The organism is Opitutia bacterium (assembly GCA_016217545.1).
Classification (GTDB): domain Bacteria; phylum Verrucomicrobiota; class Verrucomicrobiia; order Opitutales; family Opitutaceae; genus Didemnitutus.
Map to the genome: position 1 here is coordinate 742,132 of JACRHT010000017.1, position 20,172 is coordinate 762,303.

19 protein-coding genes are annotated in these 20,172 nt (G+C 67.0%); 8 read left to right on the forward strand and 11 right to left on the reverse strand.

Going from position 1 to position 20,172, the window contains the following annotated elements:
• Entirely contained in the window at positions 1-1,047 is a 1,047-nt protein-coding gene (locus tag HZA32_19030; protein ID MBI5426172.1) for a glycosyltransferase, read from the reverse strand.
• Positions 1,044-2,258, reverse strand: coding sequence for a glycosyltransferase (locus HZA32_19035; protein ID MBI5426173.1), 1,215 nt, complete (start codon positions 2,256-2,258; stop codon positions 1,044-1,046). Before HZA32_19035 ends, HZA32_19030 begins: the two co-directional genes overlap by 4 nt.
• Before the next feature lie 107 nt (positions 2,259-2,365).
• Here HZA32_19035 and HZA32_19040 point away from each other — a divergent pair, with 107 nt between their 5' ends.
• The gene (locus tag HZA32_19040; protein MBI5426174.1) at positions 2,366-2,785 is read left to right on the forward strand and encodes an energy transducer TonB; all 420 of its coding nucleotides are present in this window, start codon (positions 2,366-2,368) and stop codon (positions 2,783-2,785) included.
• 40 nt (positions 2,786-2,825) lie between these two features.
• Here HZA32_19040 and HZA32_19045 read toward each other — a convergent pair whose 3' ends face one another.
• From HZA32_19045 to HZA32_19060, 4 genes are all read right to left on the reverse strand, one after another.
• Complete coding sequence (locus tag HZA32_19045; protein ID MBI5426175.1) at positions 2,826-4,037, reverse strand: glycosyltransferase; 1,212 nt, start codon at positions 4,035-4,037, stop codon at positions 2,826-2,828.
• Between the two features lies 1 nt (position 4,038).
• Positions 4,039-4,857: an SDR family NAD(P)-dependent oxidoreductase gene (locus tag HZA32_19050; GenBank protein MBI5426176.1), complete on the reverse strand. Its 819-nt coding sequence runs from the start codon at positions 4,855-4,857 to the stop codon at positions 4,039-4,041.
• Positions 4,858-4,864: 7 nt separating this feature from the next.
• Positions 4,865-6,124, reverse strand: a complete 1,260-nt coding sequence (locus HZA32_19055) for a beta-ketoacyl-[acyl-carrier-protein] synthase family protein (GenBank protein MBI5426177.1) — start codon at positions 6,122-6,124, stop codon at positions 4,865-4,867.
• Positions 6,125-6,239: 115 nt separating this feature from the next.
• Positions 6,240-7,193 carry a FabA-like domain protein gene (locus tag HZA32_19060; GenBank protein MBI5426178.1) on the reverse strand — a complete coding sequence of 318 codons (954 nt, stop codon included), beginning with the start codon at positions 7,191-7,193 and terminating at the stop codon, positions 6,240-6,242.
• Positions 7,194-7,352: 159 nt separating this feature from the next.
• Here HZA32_19060 and HZA32_19065 point away from each other — a divergent pair, with 159 nt between their 5' ends.
• A complete protein-coding gene (locus HZA32_19065; GenBank protein MBI5426179.1) occupies positions 7,353-8,522 on the forward strand; it encodes a glycosyltransferase family 4 protein in 1,170 nt (389 codons plus the stop codon).
• On the forward strand, positions 8,519-8,926 hold the full coding sequence (locus HZA32_19070) for an acyl-CoA thioesterase (protein ID MBI5426180.1): 408 nt from the start codon (positions 8,519-8,521) through the stop codon (positions 8,924-8,926). The genes HZA32_19065 and HZA32_19070 overlap by 4 nt, the downstream gene beginning before the upstream one ends.
• Before the next feature lie 166 nt (positions 8,927-9,092).
• Here HZA32_19070 and queG read toward each other — a convergent pair whose 3' ends face one another.
• A complete protein-coding gene (queG, locus tag HZA32_19075) occupies positions 9,093-10,274 on the reverse strand; it encodes a tRNA epoxyqueuosine(34) reductase QueG (protein ID MBI5426181.1) in 1,182 nt (393 codons plus the stop codon).
• Positions 10,271-10,813: a shikimate kinase gene (locus tag HZA32_19080; protein ID MBI5426182.1), complete on the reverse strand. Its 543-nt coding sequence runs from the start codon at positions 10,811-10,813 to the stop codon at positions 10,271-10,273. Before HZA32_19080 ends, queG begins: the two co-directional genes overlap by 4 nt.
• A gap of 184 nt (positions 10,814-10,997) precedes the next feature.
• Between HZA32_19080 and HZA32_19085 the strand changes: the two genes are divergently transcribed.
• The gene (locus HZA32_19085; protein MBI5426183.1) at positions 10,998-12,056 is read left to right on the forward strand and encodes a low specificity L-threonine aldolase; all 1,059 of its coding nucleotides are present in this window, start codon (positions 10,998-11,000) and stop codon (positions 12,054-12,056) included.
• A 197-nt stretch (positions 12,057-12,253) separates the two neighbouring features.
• Here HZA32_19085 and HZA32_19090 read toward each other — a convergent pair whose 3' ends face one another.
• On the reverse strand, positions 12,254-13,117 hold the full coding sequence (locus HZA32_19090; protein MBI5426184.1) for an FKBP-type peptidyl-prolyl cis-trans isomerase: 864 nt from the start codon (positions 13,115-13,117) through the stop codon (positions 12,254-12,256).
• Positions 13,118-13,305: 188 nt separating this feature from the next.
• Here HZA32_19090 and HZA32_19095 point away from each other — a divergent pair, with 188 nt between their 5' ends.
• Positions 13,306-15,219 (forward strand): LOG family protein, encoded by a 1,914-nt coding sequence (locus tag HZA32_19095; GenBank protein MBI5426185.1) that lies wholly within the window; start codon positions 13,306-13,308, stop codon positions 15,217-15,219.
• 120 nt (positions 15,220-15,339) lie between these two features.
• On the opposite strand, the gene HZA32_19100 is transcribed toward HZA32_19095, so the two are convergent.
• On the reverse strand, positions 15,340-15,981 hold the full coding sequence (locus HZA32_19100; protein MBI5426186.1) for a hypothetical protein: 642 nt from the start codon (positions 15,979-15,981) through the stop codon (positions 15,340-15,342).
• A gap of 39 nt (positions 15,982-16,020) precedes the next feature.
• On the reverse strand, positions 16,021-17,466 hold the full coding sequence (locus HZA32_19105) for a sigma-70 family RNA polymerase sigma factor (GenBank protein ID MBI5426187.1): 1,446 nt from the start codon (positions 17,464-17,466) through the stop codon (positions 16,021-16,023).
• On the opposite strand from HZA32_19105, the gene purD reads away from it, so the two are divergent.
• From purD to HZA32_19120, 3 genes are all read left to right on the forward strand, one after another.
• Complete coding sequence (purD, locus tag HZA32_19110; GenBank protein MBI5426188.1) at positions 17,465-18,883, forward strand: phosphoribosylamine--glycine ligase; 1,419 nt, start codon at positions 17,465-17,467, stop codon at positions 18,881-18,883. The two genes, HZA32_19105 and purD, sit on opposite strands and share 2 nt — an antisense overlap.
• Positions 18,880-19,566: a hypothetical protein gene (locus HZA32_19115; protein ID MBI5426189.1), complete on the forward strand. Its 687-nt coding sequence runs from the start codon at positions 18,880-18,882 to the stop codon at positions 19,564-19,566. The genes purD and HZA32_19115 overlap by 4 nt, the downstream gene beginning before the upstream one ends.
• Before the next feature lie 119 nt (positions 19,567-19,685).
• Positions 19,686-20,171 carry a low molecular weight protein arginine phosphatase gene (locus tag HZA32_19120; GenBank protein MBI5426190.1) on the forward strand — a complete coding sequence of 162 codons (486 nt, stop codon included), beginning with the start codon at positions 19,686-19,688 and terminating at the stop codon, positions 20,169-20,171.
• Position 20,172 lies beyond the last annotated feature (1 nt).

Here is a 20,172-nt window from a genome sequence, read left to right on the forward strand (position 1 = left end):
TCAGCGCAAGCCGCTCAACAAGACCTCGGCCGCCTGCCTCCACGTCGGCAACGGCCGCGTGACAGCCTCGGCGCGCAGCCGCCTTTGCAGCGTCGCATCGCTCAGCATTGCGCCTAGTTTCGCCGTCCAGTCGCCGGGATCGTTCGTCTTTGCGACAACGCAGCCGCCGTGATCGGCGTTCTCGCGCAACACCGGCAAGTCGCTGCACACGCACGGCACGCCGCGCCACAGCGCCTCGATCACCGGCAGGCCGCAACCCTCCGCGATCGTCGGAAACGCCACCGCGCTCGCGTTCGCGTAGAGTTCGCGGAGCTTCGCGTCGTTCGCGGCCACGTGCAGCTGCAGGCGGCGCTCCCGCTTCGCGAGCGTTTTGATGCGCTTCACGATCGGCTCGCCGAAGTGAGGATTCACGCGCCCGACGATGTGCAGGTCAAAGTCGGCTCCGGCGCGCCACAGCGCCTCGGCCGCATCCAGCAGAAACATCTGGTTTTTGCGCGGCTCGATGATGCCCACGCAGAGAAACGACCCGCGCGCCGGCACCGCCGTTGCCACGCTCGCGCGCGGCGAGCCGTCGAAATCCGAACCGAGTTCCACCGCGCCCGTCTGCGCCCGCACCGCCGCGCCCTGCCACGCCCAGAAGCCCGTGAGATCACGCTCCACCGCGCGCGAGATGCCCCACACGCGATCGAAGCCGGCAAGCAGCTTCATGTAGTCCGGATGACGCTGCACGCTGTGCGGCCAAGTGATATGCGGATGCGTCAGCGGAATCGCGTCCGGGAAAATTGCCGCAAGCCGACAAGGCGGACGCGCGATGAACTCGCGAAAGCCCGGTCGCTCCGCCCCGCTGAATAGCTCGACCGTCAGCAGCCAGTCGCTCGCGTGGAAGATCACGATGCGGGCCTTCGCCTCGACCGTTTCGAATCGCCCTTTCCTCCACGCTACCGGCACGACGGCGTCTCGCATCTCCGCCAGCAGGCGCGAACTCACGCGCGTCAGGCCCGACTTCTGGCGGGCGGCGTGCATTTTGGTGACGTCGAAGTAGATCATCGCCGGGCCACCGACTGAAAGAGTTCGAGCAGGCGCGCGGTGTTTTTCCGCGCGTCGTAATTTTCCTCCACCCATGCCCGCGCTCCGCGCCGCAAGCGATCCGCGAGCGCGTCGTCGGTGGCGAGGCGCTCCAGCGCAACTTTCCACGCCGCCGGGAGGTCGACATCGCACACCAAACCGGTGCGTTCCGACTGCACGGCTTCGACCGTCGCCGACACCGGCGAACTCACGACCAGCACTCCGGCGGCCATGGCTTCGGGGATGACGTTGGGCAATCCGTCGCGATCGCCGCTCGGCGCCACCACGCCGGTGTGCAGCAGCACGTCGGCCCAGGCGAGTTCACTCCAGATTTGCTCGTGCGGCAGCTGGCCGAGGAATTTCACGTGCGCGGAAAGACCCAGCGAGGCCGCGAGCGCGCGCAATTCCTCGCGCAGCGGCCCATCGCCCGCGATGCGCGCCTCGAATGCAAAGCCAGCATCGCGCAACGCCGCGTAGATGCGGAGCTGGTGATGCAGTCCCTTCTTCTCCACGAGCCGCGCGATGCAGAGCAGGCGCAGCGGACGGCGCGACGCGCGCAGCGGTTTGAACGCGGGAAACTCCGCGAGGCCTCGACGGATGGAGAAAATTTTCTCCGCCGCGATGCCATGCTCGATGAGATATTGCCGGCCAGTGTCGGTCGAGGTCTGCACGAAGCGCGCGAGGCGCAGCTTCTCGAGCAGCCACCAGTCGCCGCCGTGCTCATAGAGATCGTAAGCATGCGCACCGCAGCTGAACGGCAGACCGAGGATGCGCCAGAGCAACCACCCGGCCGTCGCGGGCGCGCCAGCCCACGCGCCGTGCACGAGATCGGGCGGATCGCGGCGGAACTCGCGGTAGAAGCACCCGGCGAAACCGGCCCCGAGCATGTTCTCCCAGAAATTCAGCCACGCCGGTGGGGCGCGCATGATCACGCCCTCGAAGAGATCGCGAACGATGCGCGGACGCCGCAGGCAGTTCCACGGAATCGTGAACACGAACAACGGCACGAGCTTCCAGAGATTGAAGGTGCGCACCGGACGGCCGCGAAACTCACCGCCGCCACCCCACAGCGAGTAGAGCCGCACGTCGACGCCGTGGTCGATCAATGCCGCAACGTCGCGCTGCAGGAACGTTTCCGAGGTCTTCGGAAAGGTCGTGAACAGAAACGCGACTTTGAGCGGGCGAGCGGGCAAGCAGCCGATGAACTAGCCACGAAGCGGCTCGCAGGGACACAAAAAAGATGCGATCCTGCTCGCTCCGACTTTTCCCCAAGTGCATCGTCTGATGCCGAATCCGCCCGATGAATCGCTGGTTTCATCTCCCATCAGTCACCCTAGTTGCATGGATTCTCGCCGGCTGCGCGTCGCAACCTCCGCCGCCGAAGCCCGACCGTGGCCCGTCCAGTCCTCTGTTCGGCCAATTGCAGGCGCTCGACCCGGCGAAGAACGCGAACGACTCGTTGCCCGTGCCCATACGGCGAATCGCGCCGAACTACCCCATCGAGCTCCGGGAGAAAAAGATCACTGGGCAAGCTCGCGTGGAGTTCATCGTTGAACCCGACGGTTCAGTGCAGCTCGCCCGAGTCGTCAACGCAACCCATCCGGGCTTTGCCGCGCCGGCACAACAGTGCGTGCTTCAATGGAAATTCGCCCCGGGCCGAAAAGATGGCGTGCCGGTTCGCTGCGCGAGCGAGGTGGCGATTCAGTTCGCTCTCGATTGAGCGGACGCTTCCGGCCACGAGCCCACTCAATTTCACGCGTCTATTTCGTCTTCGGCGGCGGGAACGCGCGGGGCTTCAGGCGGGTGCCGCTGACTTGTTGCGCGAGGTCGACGAGTTCGGTGATGACGGTCGTCGGCTCCTCGTCGTAGCGGAGCGAAAGGAATCGCTCGCGGAGCTCGCGATAATCCTGCGGCGTTTCCTGCCAGCGCTTGATCAGCGCGGCGAAATCGTCGGCGTTGCGGATGATCTCCGCGCCGTGACCATTGCGGAAGAATTTCACCGTGAGTTCCTCCTGAGGCATGACACCGCCGAAGGCGTTGAAAATGATCGGGCACTCGAAGTGCAGCGCCTTCGCGCAAGTTGTCGTGCCGCCGCGCGTGACGGTCGCATCGCTCACCTGTAGGAGCAGGTGCACTTCCTCGGAGAAACCGTCGACGAAGCAGTTGAGTTCCGGGTGCTCGTTGCGCCAGTGCAGCACGTCGTTGTAGGCGTCGCGATTGCGGCCGCAGATGACGATGGCCTGCACGCGGTCGCCGTAGGGCAGGAGCCGCGGGAGGAGCTCAAGATGGTTGTTGGCGCCGTTGCCGCCGGTCGCGAGGAAGACCGTGAACAGGTCGGGACGCAGCTCGAGAGTGTCGACGAGATAATCGCGCTTGGCGCTCGCGGTCTTGAGCACCTCGAGGTGCGCGCGCGGGCGCATGAGGTGGCCGCGGACGCGGGTGCGCTCGCGGGGCATGCCGAGTTTCACGGCATAGTCGCTGGCGGTCGGCGTGCGCGAAATGTAGAGGTCCGCCGTCGGCTCGACCCAGTTCACGCTGTAGCCGAAGCCGCCGGAGAACTCGCCGCAATAGGTCGCACAGCGCACCTTGTCCGCGCCGAGCATTTTGCGCGCGAGTTGGAAGTAGCCGCGATTCAGGCAGTCGTGGACGCTGAAGATGAGGTGCGGCCGGTAGTCGAGGAGCACCTTCTCGTAGTAGCGGCGGCCCCAGGAAACCGAGCGGCGATTCAGGAGGCTGAGCAGCTCGACGAAGAGGAAGAATGCCTTGTGGATCCACGGGGACTTTTTCTGGATCCAGTTGTAGAACTCGACGCCCCACCGGAAAAACGTGGAGGACTTTTCGAGCATCTGCTCGATGCGCACGTCGACGTCGTGGCGGTAGAGTTCGAAGCACCACTCGGCAAAGGCTTGGGCGCGCGCGTCGTGGCCGGCGCCGGTCGAGGAGGTCAGTATGAGGATGCGGACGCGCGCCATGTCAGAGATCGAAGTATTTGCCGATGATCGCGCGCCGGAGCGACAGCGAACCGAAACGCGCGAGGAACGGGCTGACGACCGCCTGGAAGAAACGTCCGGTGCGCACCGTGCCGCTGCGGCCGCGTTGCAGGGCGCGGCGGAGGGAATCGGCGGCGTGTGCCGGCGCCGGGCCGCCCTCCATCAGACGGTGGAACGCGGCCCAGACGCGTTCTTGTTTGGCGTCGGCGAGTTTTTCCGGGCGCACGACCGCGCCTTCGAAATCGGTGCGATAATCGCCCGGGCGGAAATCGATCACGGCGACGCCGGTGCCGGCGGTCTCGAACATCAGGCTCTCGTTCAGCGCACTGAGGCCGGACTTCACGACGTTGTAGGTCGCCTGGTAGGGCATCGGGAACTCGGCGGCGAGCGACGAGATGTTCACCAGCACGCCGCGCTTGCGCGCGAGTAGGCCGCGGAGCGCCGCGTGCGAAAGGCGCGCGGTGTTCACCAGCATGATTTCCAGCTGGCGTTGCCAGAGCGCAAAATCGGTCTCGGCGAAACTGCCGAAGGCGCCGAAACCGGCGTTGTTGATCACGATATCGAAGCCACCGGCGGCGCGGTCCGCTTCGAGAAAAACGCGCTCGGCCGCGGCGCCGTCGCCGAGTTCGAGCGCGACGGCGTGGAAGCGCTCGCGCGGGGCGAGGCGTTTTGTATCGCGCGCGGTGCCCCACACCTCGACGCCTTCCGCGAGCAACATCTCCGTGAAGGCCAGCCCGAGTCCGGTGCTGGCGCCGGTCACGAAGGCGGTGCGGTAGCGCGACGAAAGCGGGGCGGCGCTCATCGGCGGCTCAGACGCTCTTCAGCACGAGGGCGACGTTGGCGCCGCCGAAGCCGCTGCTGTTACTGAGCACGACGTTCGGGCGGTTGGGCAGCGTGGAGCGGATGATGTTCAGTCCTTCGCAGGCCGGGTCGAGTTTCGTGATGTGCGCCGAGCCGGGCATGAAGCCCTCGCGGATCGCGACGGCGCAAAACGCCGCCTCCATCGCGCCGGCGAGCGAGAGCCCGTGGCCGGTCAGCGCCTTCGTGCTGCTGATGGCGGGACGCGTCGGGGCGTTGCCGAAAATGGCCTTGAGGGCGCGCGCCTCGGACATGTCGCCGATGGGCGTCGAGGTGGCGTGGGCGTTCACGTAGTCGACTTGGTCGGGCGTGATGTCGGCGGCCTTGAAGGCGTTTTCGATCGCGATGCGCAATCCGGTGCCTTCGGGGTGCGAGATGGCGACGTTGTGGCCGTCGGAGGCCTGGCCCCAGCCGGCGACTTCGCAGTAGATTTTCGCACCGCGGCGCTCGACCTCTTCCTCGCTCTCGAGCACCACGACCGTCGCGCCGCCGGTGCCGACGAAGCCATCGCGCGCCGCGTCGAACGGGCGCGAGGCTTGCGCGGGATCGGTTTGGACGGAGAGCGCGCGCATGCCGGCGAACGGCAGGATGCTCTCGACGTTGCCGTCTTCGGCGCCGACGACGAACATGCGTTTCTGGCGGCCGAGAGTGATTTCGTCGTAGGCGAAACCGAGGGCGTGGGCCGACGAAGCGCAAGCGGAGGAGAAGCCGGTGGACGCGCCCTTGATCTTAAAATGCGAGACGAGATTGAAGTTAACCGTGCCGGCGATGGACGCGACGATGCCGAGCGGCTGGCAGCGCATGACGCCGAATTTCCGCAGGCGCTCCAGGTAGTAGCCGAGCAGGAAGGGTGAACCACCGGACGCGGCGTAGAGGCCGGTGTCGTTGTTCGAGTAGTCGGCCTCGGTGAGTTTCGCGTCTTCGAGGGCTTGGAGCATCGCGCAGTAGGCGTAGACGCCGTGCGGCGCCATGCCGCGGAGCAATTCGCGGCGAATGCTGTAGCGGGCGGGAAATTTCCAGTCCTCCGCGTCGGTCGTGTCGGTTTGGAAGTCCTTGATCGGAGCGGCGACCTTGACCGGGATGTCCGGCTTCTGGAACGGCGGGTAGAGCACCATGCCGTGGCGCAACTCGCGCAAGCTCTCCGTGACGGTGGCGAGATCGTTGCCGATGCTCGTGATGAAGCCGACGCCGGTGATGTAGACTTTGCGCATGAGTGAGGTCAGGGGCGTCGCCGAGCGGGGGCCGGCGACAGAATCGGGACACTCAAGAGCGTTTCGCCGGGCCGGTCAACAGGCCCGTGCAAAACGGAAGCCATCCAGCTCGCGCTCAGGCCGTGGCTGCGGTGGGCTGCGAGCCGGTGCTCTCGATCTGCTTGCCGACCGCGTCGGCCGGCGCCGCGACGGCGGCGGGCTGGGCGGTTTCCTCGGCAAAGGCGAAGGTGAGCGTGATTTCCTCGGCGATCGCAGCCTTCTCCTGGCCGACGCGAATCTGGCCTTCGAAGGTGGCGAGCGGGAGCTTCAGGCGCTTCGGCTTGATCGAGAGACTGAGCACGTCACCCGGACGGCACACGCGGTGGCAGCGGACGCCTTCGCAGGAGGTGAAGAAAATCATCTTCGGGTCGACCGTCTTGCCGGCTTCGCCGATCTGGGCCTCAAGGAGGAAGAGCACACCCAGTTGGCCGAGCGCTTCGAGCATGATCGAGGCGGGCAGCACGGGGTTGTCCTTGAAGTGACCCTGGAGAAAGAACTCCTGGCCGCTGATCTTGTATTTGGCGTTGGCGCCGTGCGCGCTAACCGAGGCTTCGCTCAGGAACAGGAACGGCGGCTGGATCGGCATGATCGACGCGATTTGCTCGATCGGGAGAAATTTGGTGGGCTTCGGGAGGGGCAAGCCGCGGACCTTGCACTCGATGAAGGTCTTCACGTCGCCAACCGTGCGGAGGTGGCGCAGCTCTTCGTTGTTGATCGACATCTGCAGCACATCTTCCACGAGGATGACGATTTCCATCATCGTCAGCGAATCGATGCCGAGGTCCTCGATGATCCGCAGGTCGTCGTCTGCGTCCTTCAGCTTGGCGCGGAGGTCGGGCTCGACGAAGCGCTCAATGATGCCAAGGACGATGGCGGGCAGGTGCTCGGTGTTGCCGGTTTTGCGGAACTGAGCCGCCGCCTCGTAAGTCGCCGCGGAGCAACGCTTCAAGGCCTCGCGAAGGTTTGCATCATCCTCGGGAGTAAACGGTTTGAGCTGAAATCCCGAAGGATTGTTAACTGCCTGTGCCATTTGGGGAGAATTAGGTGAACCTGCCTGAGAGTGTAAACCCTAAAAACCTAGGGGCCGGGTGGCCGATGGTGCCGCCGTTACGACAACGAAGCCCCGCAAAGCCTCCATTAATAATTCGCTGGCGGCGGCACCCTCCCCCAGCCTAAACCCAACGTTCCCATGTCCGAACCTACCCAGCCACGCCTCGTGACCGTGACGCACGAGTTCTTTCCCCATCGCGGTGGCATCGCGGTCTACACCGCGGAGATGGCTGCGGCGGCTTCGCGGTTGGGCTATGCCGTGGAGGTTTGGGCGCCGAAACTCCCAAGCAAAACGACCGAGCCCACCTGGCCTTTCCAAGTCAACCGGCTGAATATCGACGGCTCCCACAGCCTCCTCAACCAGTGGCGGACAGCGCGCCACCTCCTGCGCCACCGCGAGCACTGGGAGGACGCGACCCTCTACGTCCCCGAGCCGGGGCCGCTGCTGTCGATGGCGCTCCTGCAGTTCTTCGACATTCTGCCCCCGGGCAAACTGGTCATCACGCTCCACGGCTCCGAGATTCTGAAACTCGCCATGCGCCCGCTCATGCGCGCGAGCGCCCGGCGGCTCTTCGACCGCGCCGACCGCATCAGCGTCGTCAGCCGCTACGCCGAACGTCTGCTCGTTGACCTCTTCCCCGACACCGCCCCCAAGGTCGTTCTCACCCCCGGCGCACTCCGCGCCGACTTTGCATCCGCCAATCTGCCCGGGCCGCGCGCACCGAAAGACCGCATCGTCATCCTCACCGTCGCGCGCATCCACCCCCGCAAGGGCCAGCTCCGCGTCCTCCAAGCCCTCAAAGCCCTCCCGTCCCCCCTGCGGGCCCGGCTCGAATACTGGATCGTCGGCGGACACGGCAAAGAGAACTACGAACCCGCCATCCGCGCCGCCGCCACCGAAGCCGGCTTCCCGGTCAAATTCCTCGGCGACGTGCCCGACGCCGACCTCGGCCCGATCTACGCCCAAGCCGACATCTTCGCGATGACGAGCATGCCGCACAAACTCAGCATCGAAGGCTTCGGTCTCGTCTACCTCGAGGCCGGCGCGCACGCCCTGCCGGTCGTCGCCCACGCCATCGGCGGCGTGCCCGAAGCCGTGATCGACGGCGAGACCGGCATCCTCGTGCCTCCCGACGACTCCGCCGCGCTGACCGCCGCCTTCGCTCGCCTGATCAACGACCCCGCGCTTTGCCGCCGCTTCGGCGCCGCCGGCCAGGCCCGCGCCCTCAGCCACACCTGGGACGCCGCCGCGCTCACCTTGTTTGGACAACCCGCCGCGCCCGCCGCAACCACGCCCCCGCCGCAATGATCGTCTCTCGCTCCACCGTTCACGTGCGCTACGCCGAAACCGACATGATGGGCGTAGTCTACCACGGCAACTACCTCGCTTGGTTCGAAGTCGGCCGCACCAACCTCCTCAAGGAGCACGGCATCGTCTACCGCGACCTCGAAACGCAAGGCTACCTCCTGCCCGTGATCGAAGTCGGCGCGAAATACCTCCGTCCCGCACTCTACGACGACGAGATCACGGTCATCACGACCCTCGCCGAGAAACCGCTCCTGCGCATCCGCCTCGACTACGAAGTCAAACGCGGCGACGAGCTGCTCGTCACCGGCTTCACCGTCCACAGCTTCATCAACAAAAAGGGCGAGCCCGTCCGCCCGCCGCCCGTGTTCGCCGAGCGCATGCGCGCACTCTTCGCCGCGAAATAGCGCCGACCCGGTCGGACGTCGGCGCCCCCCACCGCCACCGGGACGAAGGCGAGCATCTACACCATTTTCCAAAAATAATGTAGCCGGGGTCGCTGACCCCGGAAAAGGGCTTTCCCAAGCGAAGCAGCGCCGACCGGGCGCAGCGAGCCCGGCTACAGAAAAGGCCCTAGGGAACACCCGCGTATTCCGCGAGCACCGCCGCGTCCGTCTCCGTCGCGCGCGTCGCCGCGAGCAACTCCGCCGCGCGTCCGCCCGCCAGCTTCCGCACCGCCCACACCGCGTGCGCCCGCACCAGCGGCAGCTCATGCATCGCCAGTCCAACGAGCGCCGGCACGTGTGCCGCATCGCCCGAATTGCCCGCCACCACGCACGCGTTCCGCAACAGGCCCGATAATTTCAGTCGCTTCACCGCCGTGCGCCGGAAAGCCGTCGCGAATCTCTCCGGCGTCAGCGCGAGCAACTCCGCGAGCGTCAGACCCGCGAGCTCCTCGCGCGCCACGAGCAACGTCTTACGCCCCTCGCGCGCAAACCGGTTCCACGGACACACCTCGAGGCACACGTCGCACCCGTAAACCCGCGCGCCGATCCCCGTGCGCAGCTCGCGCGGAATCACACCCTTGTTCTCGATCGTCTGATACGAAATGCACCGCCGCGCGTCGACCACGCCCGGCGCAGTGATGGCCGCCGTCGGACACGCCTCGATGCACCGCGTGCACTTGCCGCACAACAACCCCGCCGGCTCGTCGCCCGTTGCCCGCGCGAGCTCCGGACGCAGCGGCGCGTCCGACTCGATCGCCACGCGCGTCAGGATCACCGACAGGAACAACCAGTTCCCGTGCTCGCGCGAAACAAGCATGCCGTTCTTCCCGCGAAATCCCACGCCCGCCCGCGCCGCGAAACCGCGCTCCAGCACCGGCCCCGTGTCCGTGTAGTAGCGGTAATCCGTCGCCGCCGCGCCGCAGAACTCCTCCAGCACCCGCCCGGCCGCGGCGAGACCCGGCTTCATCGTGTCGTGGTAATCCTCGTGCAACGCATAGCGCGCCCAACGCGGCCGCACCGTCGTCGCGAACTCTTCCTCGAGCGCATCGCTCCCGCGATAGTTCACGCCGAGCACCACGACGCTCCTCGCGCCCTCGAGCACGAGCGACGCGTCGCCGCGCTTCCCCACCGTGCGCTCCATCCACGCCATGTCCGCGTGCATCCCGGCCGCCAGCCACGCGCGCAAGGCCTCACCACCCGCCGGCGCCGCCGACGCGAACCGCACCACGTCGAAACCACACGCGAGCAATCGACCGCGCAATTCCTCCCGGCGCTCGCCCGCGAGCGCGGACTGCGTGGACCCGCTCATGCCGTCGGCCGCCACTCGCGCGCTTCCTGCCGATAGACGCGCAACACGTGCGCGACGATTTCGCGCAGCGGCCGCGAGTCCGTGAGAACCATCGTGCCGGTGCGCCGATAGATCGGCTCGCGCGCCGCATAGAGCGTGCGGAGTTTTTCCTCGCGATTCTCTCCGGCCAGCAACGGCCGGTGATTGTTGCGTCCGGTGCGCTCCAAAACCGTCGCGAGCGACGCGTGCAGGCAAATCACCACGCCACGTGCCTTGAGCAACTCGAGCATTCCGTCCTGCACCACCAATCCGCCGCCACACGAGACTACGCAACCGTCCGCCGGATGCCCGCTCTCGATGAACGCGCGCTCCATCGCGCGAAACGCCGGCTCCCCTTGCTCCGCGAAAATCTGCGGGATCGGCTTCCCCTGCGCCGCTTCGATCTCGTGGTCGACGTCGAGCAGCGTGTAGCCGAGCGTGCGCGCCGCGTGCCGGCCGACCGTGCTCTTGCCGGTGCCGGCGAAACCCACGAGGTAGAGGTTGACGCGGGGCGCTTCCACTCGCGCGAACGAATACCGCCCGCGCCCGCGGCGCAAGGCCGCCGTGCGTCGCGCCCCCACCTGTCGCCCCGGAAGCGCACACGCGATCCTCGAGCTGCGAACGCCCAAAGTTGCTCAATAGGAACATTCGCGCCGGCACTTCTCTCTCGGCAACCCGCGGCGTTTCGCCAAACCTCCGCGCACCATGTCCGCGTCCGTCCCGCCCGACTACACTTTCGCGAGCGACAACACCGCCGGCATCGCGCCCGAAGCGCTCGCCGCCCTCACCGCCGCCAACGCCGGCACGGTTCCCTCCTACGGCAACGATCCGTGGACCGCTCGCGCCAAGCAGCTCATCCGCGACGTCTTCGCGACGGACTGCGAAGTGTTCTTCGTCTTCAACGGCACCGCCGCCAACTCGCTCGCGCTCGCGCAATTCTGCCGCAGCTATCACAGCGTCATCTGCCACGAATTCTCCCACGTCGACACCGACGAATGCAGCGCGCCGGAATTCTTCCTCGGCGGCGGCAAGGTCATCACCGTCAAAGGTCCGAACTGCAAACTGCGCCCCGCCGACATCGAACCCGTCTTCTCGCGCGGACACGGCGTGCATTATCCGAAACCCGGCGCACTCTCACTCACGCAGGCCACCGAGTGGGGCACCCTTTATCAACCCGACGAGGTTCGCGCTGTCGCCGACCTCGCGCACGCGCACGGGCTCGGCGTGCACATGGACGGCGCGCGCTTCGCCAACGTCGCCGCCGCGCTCGCGCCGCGCGGCATCGCGCCCGCCGACTTCACGTGGCGCGCCGGCGTCGACGTGCTCAGCTTCGGCGGCACGAAGAACGGCATGAACACCACCGAGGCCGTCGTGTTCTTCAATCGCGAGCACGCGCGCGAGTTCGAGTATCGCGTGAAGCAGGGCGCGCAGCTCGCCTCGAAGCAGCGCTTCGCCGCCGCGCAATGGTGCGGCATGCTCGAAGGCGGCGCCTGGCTTAAGCACGCCGCGCACGCCAACGCCATGGCGCAACGCCTCGCCCGCGCGCTCATCGCCGCCGGCGGCAAGCTCGTCGTCGAGCCGGAGGTAAACGGCGTGTTCGTCGAGCTGACCTCCGCACAGGCCGACGCGCTCGCGGCGCGCGGCTGGCAATTCTACCGCTTCATCGGCGAGAACGGCTACCGCCTCATGTGCTCGTGGGCGACGGCGCCGGAAACCGTGGATCGCTTCGCCGCGGATTTCGCGGCGACGGTCGCACAAAGCTGAGCGCGGGGCGGTGGAGGCGTTCGCAACGCGGCGGCGATCAGCCTCGCCCTCCGCGGATCATCGGTGCGAACCGATTTCCGGCCCGCGGGGACGCGGGCCCTCCGAAGCAGACGTGTTCGGCGGACCGAAAACAAAAACGCGCTCCCGGTCGGGAGCGCGTTGGTGATTCTGAAATTTCGTCGGGCTGTCGCTCGCGCTTACTTCGCCGCGGGCTGCTCGGCCGGGGCGTCGGCCACGCCGAACACTTCGACTTCGAAGAGGAGCGTCGCGGCCGGCGGGATGCCGGGAGCGCCGGTGTCGCCGTAGGCGAGGTGCGGCGGGACGTAGAGGCGCCACTTCGCGCCGACCGGCATGTTCTTGAGCGCGAGGATGAGGCCCTCGGGCGCATTGGTGCCGGACTTCACGAGCACGTCGACCGGCTCCGGAATGCCGCCGCCCTGCTGTTGCTGCTGGAGCGTGGACTCGAAGACCTGGCCGTTGGTGAACGCGCCGATGAGGTGGATCTTGGCGAGCTGACCTTCCTTCGCGATCTGGCCCTTGCCCTCCTTGAGGACTTCGTAGCGGAGGCCGTTGCTGTTCGCGAGTTCCTTCACGGCCTTGTTTTCCTTCAGCTTGGTGAAGAACTCGGCGGTGTTGGCGAGGTTCGCGACGCGAATCTTCTCGAGGAGAGCCTGCTGCTTCTTCGCGAGGAAAGCCTGGAGCTGCTCGCCCATCTGCTTGCCGTCGTAAGTGAGGTCCTTGCCCTGCGCGGCCTCGGTCATGCCCTTGGCCATCGCGTCGATCTGGGCGGGCGTGAACTCGTAGCCGGCGAAGTTGCCGCGCGCCGCGAGCATCCAGCCATAAGCCTCCATGATCTGCGCTTCGGTGTAGGTCACCGCGGGAGCAGCCGGAGCGGCGGCGGGAGCGGCCGCATTGGCCGGGGCCGTCTGAGCGGCGGGCGCCTGCGCGCCGCTGCCGACCTGCGGGAGTTCGAATTTGACCGGGTTCTGCGCTTGGGCAGTCGCGGCGACGAGCAGGCCGAGGGAGGCGATGCCTGCGCTGAGTTTGGACGTGAATTTCATTGAGGGATGAGGCCCCGGTTGGAAAACGGCCCGGGTTCTTTGTGCCGTTAAAAGAGCGAACTTGCGGGGCCGCTCGCCAAAAATCAACCCCTTTGGCGGCCATTTTCCCTCGGGCCGCGCCCGACACCGGAGCTGTGAACATCACGGGCTTGTCACTCGCCGCGCCCTTGCCCACCCTCGCCAATCCCATGAACGAAAACCAATTCTGGCACAGCACCGATGGCCAGATTTTGACCGTCAAGACCAAGAACGGCGCCGACTCCGTCAGCCTCACTCTCGCCTTCTGGCCGCGCAATCCCTCCGAGATGGAGTTCCTCAAGGCGCACCTCGCCGACCTGCGGTTCACCGAGCGCTCGTCGCTCGCGCGCATCGGCATCGAGATGATCGCGCAGGGCGCGCCCAGCGTCGACGGCCACCGTCTGGTCCTCGACGTCGTCTGCTCGCTCTACGACCAGAGTTTCCCGAATGCGCCCTACTGGAAGAAACTCCTGCGCCCCGGCGTGCCCGCCGGCCGCCTCTTCTTCGCGCCCGTCGCCGCCAAGCTCTCGACCAAGGAAATCTGGGACGCCGTGCAGGCCAACCAGCTCAAGCTCCCGAACACCATCTCCATCGACTCGCAGGGCCGCGTGTTCTTCACGCCCCACGCCGTCAGCTACACGCTCAGCCCGCGCCTCACGCGCCTGAACTTCGAGCACATCGTCTCCGGCTACGCTGGCCGCAGCTTCATCGACAAGGTCCAGATCCGTCACGACGCCTCGCCGCTCACCATCCCGCCGCGCGCCGGCATCCTCACGAGCTGCTCGCTCTATTTGAAAGAGCACTTCGTCGTGCTCAGCCCCGGCGAGGGCAACTTCGGCCTCCACACCAGCGCCGTGCTGCTCGATCCCGTGAAGACGTTCGGCACGAACGTCATGTTGGAAATCTACAACAAGGGCGATCAACCCGTCGTGAACCCCATGGTCTCCGTCGAGGTCTTCCGCTCGCCGCCGTCCGAGGACACCGAGTTCAAGTCGCTCGCCAAACGCCGCACGCGCCTGCTCTCCACCGTCTCGACGCTCTACAAGTGCCTCGACGAGTATCCGGCTGTCGACTCCGGCGGCGCGAAACCGAAAACCAAGATCACCGTCCGCGGCCAGAGCGCCACGATGGCCAACCGCGCCGTCGTCGTCCGCGCGAACGACGAGGACCTCAAGAAACTCCTCGAAGCCGGCTCCTGCCCCCTCGGCGCCAACACCCTCATCGAGGCGCTCGACAGCGCTCCCGCCGACGCCGACACGCTCATCGCCGACTACTTCCCAGACCTGCTCGAGCACATGGAGCTCATCACGCGCCTCGGCGACGTGAAGCTCAAGCGTGTCATCTTCCGCCGCGCCTCGCGCACGCACGGCTACTTCCTTTCCTCGAACGCGCACGCGCGCCTCGATACCTTCAACTCGCTCGGCATCCCCGTCTACTGGCACGACGAGATGACCAACGACCTCTACCTCCACACCTACAAGAAGGGCCACGGCTTCTTCGTGCGTGAGGAGATGGCGAAGAAATTCCAGGAGAGCCCCATCCTCGCGTTCTACGGCTCCGCCGTGCAGCTCGACGCCGACGACACCGCGCGCATCTCCTCGCTCGTCGAGAAACTCAGCGGCTTCATCGGCCCGAACATCGGCGTGCTCACCGGCGGCGGCGGCGGCGTCATGCGCCTCGCCACCGAGACCGCCCGCGCGAAAGGCGCGCTCACCGGCGCGTGCTTCCTCGAACTCGAGGCGCAGCCGCCCGAGCTCGGCGTGGACTTCTTCAACACGTTCCAGGAAACGTCGCGGCACTTCCGCCAAAAGTGGTTCGAAGTCGCCGACTTTTGCATCTTCAACGTCGGCGGCGTCGGCACGCTCGAAGAAATCGGCATCGAGCTCTGCAACCTCAAGCTCGGCATCCGCCCGCGCACGCCCTACGTGTTCTTCGGCTCCGGCTTCTGGAAGGATCTCGAGAAACAGGTCAACCTGATGATCCGCGAGAAACGCGCGCCCGCGTGGATGAAGGACTACGTCCTCTTCTCCGAAGACCCCGACGAAGTCCTCCGCTTCTACCGCAAGACGCTGCAGGTGCTCTGAGCAACCGGTCGGCGGCGGCGACACGCGTCGGCGGGAACGCCGGTGCCCACCACGCAAGACGCGCAAGCCGGCCGGGCTCCCCAGCCCGGCCGGCGTCCTTATGCTGAATGCGCCGCCGGCTCAACGAGCCGACGTCGCCAATTCCTTCGCCATCGCCAGGAGCCTATCCATCCTTCGCACGTCGATCACGCAGCTCCAGTTCCCGTCCGCGCCGCGCTGAAACGCCAAGCGATCCTTGTTGGTGCCGGGCACTCGCAACATCATCCGCTCCTCGCCAGCCGATTCCATCGCCGCAGCGTCGAGCACATCGGCGCTCGGAAACGGACTCATCTGCGCCGCCAGCATCACGAACGACGCCACCATCTCGTCCGCCGACTTCCATTGGCCGCGCCCCTCCGCCGGCAAGCTCGCGTAGAACGCCTCCGCCTTCGCCCGCGCGTCCGGCTCCGATTGCACCAGGCTCTTCAACGCCTCCAAGTCAGCACGGTCGCAGCTCCACGCGAGCGTCTGCAGCGTCGCCCGTGCGGTCGCGCGACCTTCGTTGCGATACTCCTCGACCTTCCGCGTCACCACCTCGGCCGGTTTCGCGCGGGAGGTGCGAGCCGTCTCGCTCCCCGTTGACGCGACGGGCACCGCAGCACTCGCCTGCCGCCGGTAAGCCTCGCCGCGCAAACGGTTGTTCTCGCTGCGCAGACGACGGATTTCGCCGTCCTGTTGTCTCTGGCGATAGGTCAGCCCTCCCGTCGTGAGCACTGCCGCCACAACGGCCGCACCGATGATCCATTTGAAAATCTTCATGACTCAGGGCGACGTCGCCGCCGTTTTGTTCAACCGCGCCAGCGTCCCGCTGTTCAGGATGCCGGGGAGACCTTTCACACCGCCCTCGGGCAATACGTATTTCCAACCCGTTTCGGTGAGCTGATACTCGTGATAATTCCGGTCCGAGCCCACGCGCCGCGACGCCGCGCGGCCCGGAGCGATTTCCACGACCTTCATCATCCGCTCCATCATCTCCGCCGAGGGCGGCGGAGCCTCGAGACATGACGCCGCCAGCAACATCCCGTAGAGCTTCTCCGGCGTCGGATACTGCGCGCGAATCTCCTCCGGCATTCCCGCGAGCACCGCGACCGCGGCCTCTCGCGCCTTCGCGTCGAAATAGACCAGCTTCGCCAGCTCATCCGGATCGCAGATATCCGTCGCCCAACCGAACGTCAGCGCCGCATCGTGCGCCGTCGCCGTGCCGTGATTGCGGTGCCCGCGCGCCGTGACTTCGCCCGCGGAGGCCGCGTCGGGTTTCGCGGACGCCGCCGCACCGGTTCGGTTCGCCTGCCGTCGCTCCATGGCCCGCGAAATCGCGGTCGCCGTCGTCGCGTATTCGTTGGCGATCGCCGCGACTTCGCTCGACGGCGCTCCCGCCGCGTTGGCGCGCGTGAGCTTCGCGTTTTCCGCGCGGAGCGATTCCAGTTCCGGACCACGATCCCGGGCCACGGAGGTCCACACCACAGTCGTGAGACCCACGGCAACCAGCGCGCTCAGCGCGACAGCAGCAGTCTTGTTCATAAGAAAAAACGTCGCCACGGCCGCCGCCGCGCCGGTCGGCGCCGCGGCCACCGCCGCCGCCGACACGCTCGCGGCCACACCCGCCGGCGCCGCCACGAGCGGCTGATTCGCCAGCAACACGCCCAGCGCCGCCGTCGTCGACGTGACGCCGCGCCGCGCGAGAAGACCGCGCAATTTGTCGAGCGCGCGCTCCGTGCGCCGCCGCGCCGCATCCTCGCGCAAGCCGAACCGCGCGCCCGCGTCGGCGAACGTCAGCCCGGAAAAATAGCGCAGCAACACGAGCTCGCGATCGCGCGCGGAAAGCTCGTCGAGCGCCGCATCGAGCACGGGACGCAACTGCTCCCACGGCACCGTGATTTCGGCGTCGGACGATGAGTCGGTCATGGCGGTGAGTTCGCGGGCGATTTTCTCGCGTCGCATTTCGGCGCGCAGCGCATCGATCGCCGCGTAGCGCGTGCTGCGATGCAACCAGCCGATCAGCACGGGATGATGCGCCAGGAGCGCGGCCTTGCGGGCGAGATCGCAGAAGACGCGCTGTGTGATGTCCTCCGCAAGATGCGCCCGCCCATTGGCGCGCCGCAACGCGGCGGCATACACCACGTCGACATGCCGGCGCACCAGTTCGGTGAACGCGCCCTCGTCCCGGCGCTGCACGTAAGTTCGGAGGAGTTCGGCATCGTTCGACATGCGGCTTCACTCTCTAACCGCGCGTCGGCGCAAAAGCGGACAAAAAATCCGCGTCGGGACGCCGCGTCATGCGCATCCGCGGGCTGGACGCGGCCCGGCATCCGTGCCCATCTGTTCTCCACCTGTGGCTTCCGCGAAACTTCCCACCTCCGTCCTCGTCATCGGTTCCGGCGGGCGTGAACACACGCTCGTGCGCTCGCTGCTCGCCTCGCCGGCTAAGCCGCGCGTGATTTGCGCTCCGGGCAACGCCGGCATCGCGCAGGACGTCGCGTGCTTCCCCATCGCCGCCGACGACATCGCCGGCCTCGTCGAACTCGCGCAGCGCGAGCGCATCGAGTTCGTCGTCGTCGGCCCCGAAGTGCCGCTCTCGCTCGGGCTAGTCGACGCGCTGATCAAGGCCGGCATTCCCGCCTACGGCCCCAAGGCCGACGGCGCGCGCCTCGAAGCCTCGAAGGTTTTCACGAAACAGATCCTGCTGAAATACGGCATCCCGACCGCCGCCGCCGGCATCTTCACGGAAGTCGCGCCCGCACTCGACTACATCCGCCAACGCGGCGCGCCGATCGTGATCAAGGCCGACGGCCTCGCAGCCGGCAAAGGCGTCGTCGTCGCGCAAACACTCGCCGAAGCCGAGGCCGCCGTGCACGACATGCTCGCCGGCAACAAATTCGGCTCCGCCGGCAGCCAGATTCTCGTCGAGGACTGCATGTTCGGCGACGAGACCTCGATCCTCGTCGTCGTCTCCGGTCGCGATTACGTCATCCTTCCCGTCTCGCAGGATCACAAACGCGTCGGCGACGGCGACACCGGCCCGAACACCGGCGGCATGGGCACCTACTCGCCGGCCGAAGTCGTCACGCCCGACCTGCTCGCGCGCATCGACCGCGAAATCGTGAAGCCCTCCGTCGACGCGATCGCGAGCGAAGGCATCGATTTCCGCGGCACGCTCTTCATCGGCATCATGCTCACCGCGAGCGGCCCGAGTGTCCTCGAATACAACACGCGCTTCGGCGACCCCGAGACGCAGGTCGTGCTCCCGCGTCTGAGGACCGACCTGCTCGCGTTGCTCTGGCGCGCCGCCACCGGCCAGCTCGCCGGCACCACTCTCGAAGTCCGCCCCGAAGCCGCGCTCTGCGTCGTCGTCGCCGCGAAAGGTTATCCGGACAAATTTCCCAAGGGCGACGTCATCACCTTCCCCGCCGCGCTTCCGCCCGGCACGACGATCTTCCACGCCGGCACGGCGAAAAACACCGCCGGCGAAATCGTCACGAATGGCGGTCGCGTCCTCGGCGTGACCGCGCTCGCCTCCACGCTGCGCGAAGCCGCCGACCGCGCCTACGCCGCGTGCGACGCGCTCCAGTGCGCCTCGAAATATTTCCGCCGCGACATCGGCGCCCGCCAGCTCAACCGCCGATGAAATCCCTCTCGCTCCTCGCCGCGCTCTGCGCCCTCACGCTGCCTGCACCCATCTTCGCAGCCGATGCCGCGCCCTCGGCGTCCGCAGACACATCGGCCGCGATCGCCTCCGAGCTGCACGACCTCGGCGAAGGCCTGGGCTACCTCCGCGTGCACCGCGTCGCCGACGCGCAGGATTTGCTCGCCCGCACGCTGCCCCGCGGCACCGCCCTCGTCGTCGACCTGCGCTACACGACCGCGAGCGACGACGACGCGACCGCGTTCGGCGGCGTTCTCGCCCGCCGCTCCGGCGGCGCGCCGCTGCTCGTGCTTGTCTCTCCGCAAACTCCGGCCGCGCTCACGCCCGTCTTGCTCAAGACGCCCGCGGTGACGCTCGGCGTCGCGGAATCCCTCCCCGTGCCCACCGTCGTCGTCGCCCAAACCGCCGACGCCGATCGTCGCGCCTACGACGCCTTCGACGGCGGGATGACGCTCGAAGCGCTCATCACGGGAAAAATCGAAAAGGAGCGCTTCGACGAAGCCTCGCTCGTGAAGGAATTCGAGCACGGCAACCCCAACGCCGCGCCCCCCGCCGAGCCCGATCTCGCCAAGCCCGCCCCGGAAAAGGCCCCGGTTCTGACCGACCGCGTCCTCCAACGCGCCGTGCATCTGCACCGCGCGCTCGCGGCGCTGAAACGCAGCTGAGCGCGGCGCACGGCTTCTCAACGCGCCCATCGCTCGACTCAGCCGGAGCCGGTGACGCGACGCGCCCGCCCTTTGGCTTGCAGCGCGCAGGTTAGTGCTTACCCGTTGGCGGTCATTTCATGCCAGCTCCGGGCCCCATCATCGTTGTCTGCACGGCAAACATCTGCCGCAGCCCCATGGCCGAAGGCCTGCTCTCTCACGCCCTCGCCGCCGAGAATGGCCCGCTGAAGAACCTCAAAGTGGTCTCCGCCGGTGTCGCCGCGCGTCCCGGCGAATACGTTTCGGACAACTCCGTCGTCGCGCTCAAGAAGGTCGGCATCGACATCGCGGCGCATCGCGCGCGGCCACTGACCCAGGACATGCTCAACACCGCGCTGCTCGTGCTGTGCATGACCGAGTCGCATCGCAGCCTGATCGAGCTGCAGGCTTCGCCCGTGCCCGAGCGCCTGCATCTGTTCCGCGATTTTCTCCCCGACGGCGCCAGCCGCGAGATCGCCGATCCCTTCGGCGGTCCGCTCAAGCTCTACGAAGCGAGCCGCGACGAGATGGTTGAGGCCATCCCCAGCATCGTCGCGCAGCTGAAGACTCTCGTGCCCGTCTCCTGAT